Source organism: Nonomuraea sp. NPDC049784, from assembly GCF_040659615.1.
Taxonomy (GTDB): Bacteria; Actinomycetota; Actinomycetes; order Streptosporangiales; family Streptosporangiaceae; genus Nonomuraea.
In genome coordinates, this window is the sequence record NZ_JBFAMX010000705.1 from 1 (window position 1) to 4831 (window position 4831).

Genomic DNA, 4831 nt, shown 5'->3' on the forward strand with positions numbered 1-4831 from the left:
CTCGGCGACGGCGGCCCGCGGATCGGCCGCGTCGTGCCGGGGGCCGAGCACGACGGGCGCGCCTCTCTCCGCGTGATCGTCGGGCAGCGGACAGCCTCGCGCGTCCCAGACCCGCTGGTCGCGCCCCGTCACCACCCCGTACGCAAGCCGCACCACAGCCCCCATGATTCGGGGCTCCGCTCCCGCCGGGCAACCGAAATTCGGGCGGCAGCCCTTGGAACCGCCTTCACCAGGGCCGAGACCAATAAGTTATGTCTAATCGCCTATTGACATAACTAAAGACCGCAACGAGTATTTTGGCATGTCAGAACGTGACCTACTGCTCCATGTGCAGATCCGCAGGGTGCTGGAGGCACGTATCCGCAGCGGCCAGTGGGGGCCGGGCACCCGGATCCCCACCGAGGTGGAGCTCTGCAAGGAGTTCGAGGTCTCGCGCATCACCGTGCAGCGAGCCCTGCGTGACCTCGCCGACGCCGGTCTCATCGTCCGCTTCCGCAAGCGCGGCAGCTTCGTCGCGCAGGCGGTCGGCCAGCACAACCTCCTCCGCTTCACCGGCCTGCTGATCCAGGGGCCGGAGACGCACGGGGACCATCGGGTGGTCTCCGCGCAGGTGCTGCCCGCGCAGGCGGCGCGGCTGCGGTTGCCCGGCGTCCCCGACGAGGAGGCGGTCATCCAGATGGAGCGCCACAAAATGGGCGCCGATGGCCACGTGATGAACACCGAGCTGCACGTGCTGCCCTTCCGGCTGGCCCCCGACCTGCTCGACCAGCCGCTGGAGCCGCTCACCACCCACGCCTACCTGCGCGACCGCGGGGTCGAGCTGGTGCGGGCGAGGCTGTACGTGGAGCCGTACGTCCTCGGAGAGCCCGAGGCGAAGCTGTTCGGCCTGGCCGCCGGGACGCCCGTCTTCCGCTGGACGCGTGAGACGTGGACCAGACGCGGCGAGATCGCCGAGCTCCTCGAAATGATCGTGCCGCCCGGGGACGAGCGCTTCTACGTGGAGACCGACCTGAGCGGCTCGTCCGACCACAGCTGAACCCCATCCCCTGGACAGACGGGCCCGCGAGCCGGGGCCGCGGCCTCGCCATGCCGAAAACAGGCGCCGAAAACGGGCGCCGAGAACACTCAAACCCCCCACGAAGGAGTGGCCCTCATGACCTCTGTCGCCGTCGTCGGCACCGGCACCGTCGGCTCGATGGCCCTGTGGCGCCTGGCCGGACGCGGCATCCCCGCGGTTGGCTTCGACGCCTACGCCCCGGGCCACGACCGGGGCGCCCACGGCGGCGAGACGCGGATCTTCCGTACCGCCTACAAGGAGGGACCCGCGTACGTGCCGCTCCTGCGCGAGGCCCGGGACCTGTGGGCCGAGCTGGAACGGTCCGCGGGACGCCGCCTGCTGACCCCGGTCGGCGGCGTCACGGTCGGCCCGCGCGAGCACCCCACGGTGCGGGCGGTGCTGGAGTCCGCCCGCGCCCACGACCTGCCCGTCGAGGTGCTGATCGGAGAGGAGGCGCGGCGGCGGGTCCCCGAGCACCCGCTGCGCGACGGCGAGGTCATGGTCGTCGACCGCGACGCCGGCTATCTGCGTCCCGAGCCGGCCGTGGGCGCCGCCGCGGCCGCCGCCGAGCGCGCGGGCGCGCGCGTCGCCCGCTACACCCCGGTCAAGGAGGTACGCGAGGACGCCACGGGCGTGACCGTCGTGGCCGAGGACGGTGAGCACCGCTTCACTCACGTCGTGCTGGCCCCGGGTCCGTGGGCGAAGACCCTGCTCCCCGACGTGCCCGTCGTCACGAAGGCCATCACCTCGACCTGGTTCCCGCGCCGCGACGAGACCCTGTTCGACCCGGGGCGCTGCCCGATCGCCATCCGCGTCGGCGAGCCGGCCTACTCCTGCTTCCCCTCGGTGGACGGCGCGGGCGTCAAGGTCAACCTGCACGTCCCCTGGCGGGAGATCGGCGCGCCGGAGGACCTGGCCCGCAGCGTCCCCGTCGCCTACGTCAGGCAGGTCGCGGAGGCGGTGGCGCGGACGCTGCCCGGGCTGCGGCCCGACCCGGTCCGCGTGGCGACGTACTGCGACGCCTCACCTCCGACGGCCACGGCCTGCTCGGCAGGACCGGCCGCACCGTGCTCGCCGCGGCCTTCAGCGGGCACGGGTTCAAACTCGCCCCCGTCTTCGGCGACATCATCGCCGACCTGGTCGAGACCGGCGCGACTAAGCGCGATATCGACCATCTAGCCCCGAATCGCCCCCTTCGGAGGTCGCCATGACACCCAGATCGCTGACCGCCGGGCTCCTCGCCGGTGCTTTCGCACTTACTTCATGCGGCGCGCCCGTGGCCCCGTCCGCCGCCAAGAACTCGCTGGTCATCGCCGGGTACGGCGGCTCGTACGAGGAAGCGTTCAAGAAGTCCGTCATCCCCGAGTTCGAGAAGACCTGCGCCTGCAAGGTCACCTACATCGCCGGCAGTTCCACTGACACCGTGGCCAAGCTGAAGGCCCAGCAGGCGAGCCCTCAGATCGACGTCGCCCTGATCGACGACGGCGTGCAGAACCAGGCGGTCGAGGCCGGGCTGCTGGCCAAGCTCGACCCGAAGGCCGTCACGAACCTGCCCGACGTCATCGACATCGCCCGCCTCCCCGGCGACATCGGTGTCGGCTTCTCACTGAACGCCACCGGCCTGGCGTACAACACCGAGTACTACAAGAAGAACGGGCTCCAGCCGCCGAAGCGCCTCGCCGACCTGGCGGACGCCAAGCTCAAGGGCAAGCTCGTCATGCCGTCCATCACCCAGACGTACGGGCTGGGCGCGCTGCTCATGGCGGCCAAGGTCGGAGGCGGCTCGGAGTCGGCCATCGACCCGGGGTTCGAGGGCGTGAAGAAGGTGGCCGCCAACGCCGTCACGTTCGACACCACCGCCGACGTGTCCAGCTACTTCCTCCAGGGCCAGGCCGTGGCCACGATCTGGGGCAACTCGCGGGTGCAGACGCTGGCCGGTAAGGGCTTCCCGATCGCGTTCGTCTACCCCGAGGAGGGCGCGCTGCCGTTGATCGCCACCGTGAACGTGGTGAACAAGGCGCCGCACGCCGACCTGGGGCAGAAGTTCGTGAACATGCTGCTCGAGCCGTCCTCGCAGAAGGCGCTGGCCGAGGCGGCGTTCAACGGCCCGGCCGTCAAGGGCCTCACGCTCGACCCCGCGCTCGCCGCGAAGGTCGTCGGCCAGGCCCGCGCGGGCCAGCTCCGGAAGCTCGACTGGACCATGATCAACAAGAACCGTTCCGCGTGGACGGAGCGCTGGAACAAGGAGATCGAAATCTCATGACAAGGCTGCTCGCCGCGGCGCTGGCCCTCATCGGGCTGACGGCCTGCGCCCCGCCAAGCCCGACCGCCGCCAAGGAAGGCGAACTCGTGGTGGCGGGGTACGGCGGCTCGTACCAGGAGGCCTTCGAGCAGGCGGTGCTGCCCGGCTTCGAGAAGACGTGCTCCTGCAAGGTCACCTACATCGCCGGCAGCTCCACCGACACCGTGGCCAAGCTGAAGGGGCAGAAGGACGCGCCGCAGATCGACGTCGCGCTCATCGACGACGGCCCGCAGGCCCAGGCCGTCCAGGCCGGACTGCTGGCCAAGCTGGACCCGAAGGCCGTCACCCGCCTGGACAAGGTCGAGAAGGTCGCCAGACTGCCCGAGGACATCGGCGTCGGCTTCGCCCTCACCGCGACCGGGCTCGCCTACAACAGCGACTGGTACGCCAAGAACGGGCTCCAGCCGCCGAAGCGGCTGTCCGACCTGGCCGACCCGAAGCTCAAGGGCAAGGTCGTGCTGCCGTCGATCAGCAACACGTACGGCGTGGGCGCCCTGATGCTGGCGGCCCGCGAGGGCGGCGGCTCGGTCGAGGCGGGCTTCGCGGGCGTCAAGAAGGTGGCGGCCAACGCCTTCACCTTCGACACCACGGCGGACGTGTCCAACTACTTCCTCCAGGGCCAGGCGGTCGCCACGGTCTGGGGCGGGTCCCGGGTGGAGACGCTGGCGGACAAGAAGTTCCCGATCAAGTTCGCGTACCCGGAGGAAGGCGCCATCCCGCTGCTCGCGACCGCGAACGTCGTGAACAAGGCGCCGCACGCCGAGCTGGCGCAGAAGTTCGTCAACGCCCTGCTCGAGCCGGGCATCCAGGAGAAGCTGGCCGCCGAGGGCTACGACGGGCCGACCGTCACCGACGCCACGCTGGACGCCGCACTGGCCGCGCGGGTGGTCGGGTCGAAGCAGGCGGCCGAGATGAAACCGCTGGACTGGACCGAGGTCAACGGCTCACGGGCGGCGTGGACCGACCGGTGGACGAAGGAGGTCGAGCGATCATGAGCATCGCCGAGGCCCCGGTGGAGACCGCCGTGCGGCGCGGGCGGCTGCGCCTGGACGGCGTGCGCAAGGTGCTGGGCGGCAAAGAGGTGGTCTCCGCCGTGGACCTGGAGACCGAACCGGGCGAGTTCCTCACCCTGCTCGGACCCTCCGGCTGCGGCAAGACCACCACCCTCAACATGATCGCCGGCCACCTGGGCGCCGACGGCGGCGTCATCGAGGTGGACGGCACGGACATCACCGGCACCCCGCCGCACCGCCGCTCCATGGGCATGGTCTTCCAGTCGTACGCGCTCTTCCCGCACATGACGATCGCCGACAACGTGGCCTTCGGCCTGCGCATGCGCAAGGTCGGAGTGTCGCAGCGGAAGAAGCAGGTCGCCGAGGTGCTGGAGATGGTCGGCCTGGACGGCATGGCGGGCAGGCACCCCCGGCAGCTGTCCGGCGGGCAGCAGCAGCGCGCCGCGCTGGCCAGGCCCC

General features: G+C 70.9%; 5 protein-coding genes. All 5 read left to right on the forward strand.

Annotated elements, in window-relative coordinates; translation table 11 throughout:
* The first annotated feature begins 301 nt into the window (after positions 1-301).
* Positions 302-1036 (forward strand): GntR family transcriptional regulator, encoded by a 735-nt coding sequence (locus AB0J09_RS56315; RefSeq protein ID WP_360710787.1) that lies wholly within the window; start codon positions 302-304, stop codon positions 1034-1036.
* 117 nt (positions 1037-1153) lie between these two features.
* Positions 1154-2236: an FAD-dependent oxidoreductase gene (locus tag AB0J09_RS56320; protein ID WP_360710790.1), complete on the forward strand. Its 1083-nt coding sequence runs from the start codon at positions 1154-1156 to the stop codon at positions 2234-2236.
* 28 nt (positions 2237-2264) lie between these two features.
* Positions 2265-3320, forward strand: a complete 1056-nt coding sequence (locus AB0J09_RS56325) for an ABC transporter substrate-binding protein (RefSeq protein ID WP_360710793.1) — start codon at positions 2265-2267, stop codon at positions 3318-3320.
* A complete protein-coding gene (locus AB0J09_RS56330; protein WP_360710796.1) occupies positions 3317-4354 on the forward strand; it encodes an ABC transporter substrate-binding protein in 1038 nt (345 codons plus the stop codon). Before AB0J09_RS56325 ends, AB0J09_RS56330 begins: the two co-directional genes overlap by 4 nt.
* Positions 4351-4831 (forward strand): ABC transporter ATP-binding protein (locus AB0J09_RS56335; protein ID WP_360710799.1); only part of this gene is annotated, 481 nt, incomplete at its 3' end. The genes AB0J09_RS56330 and AB0J09_RS56335, both read left to right, overlap by 4 nt.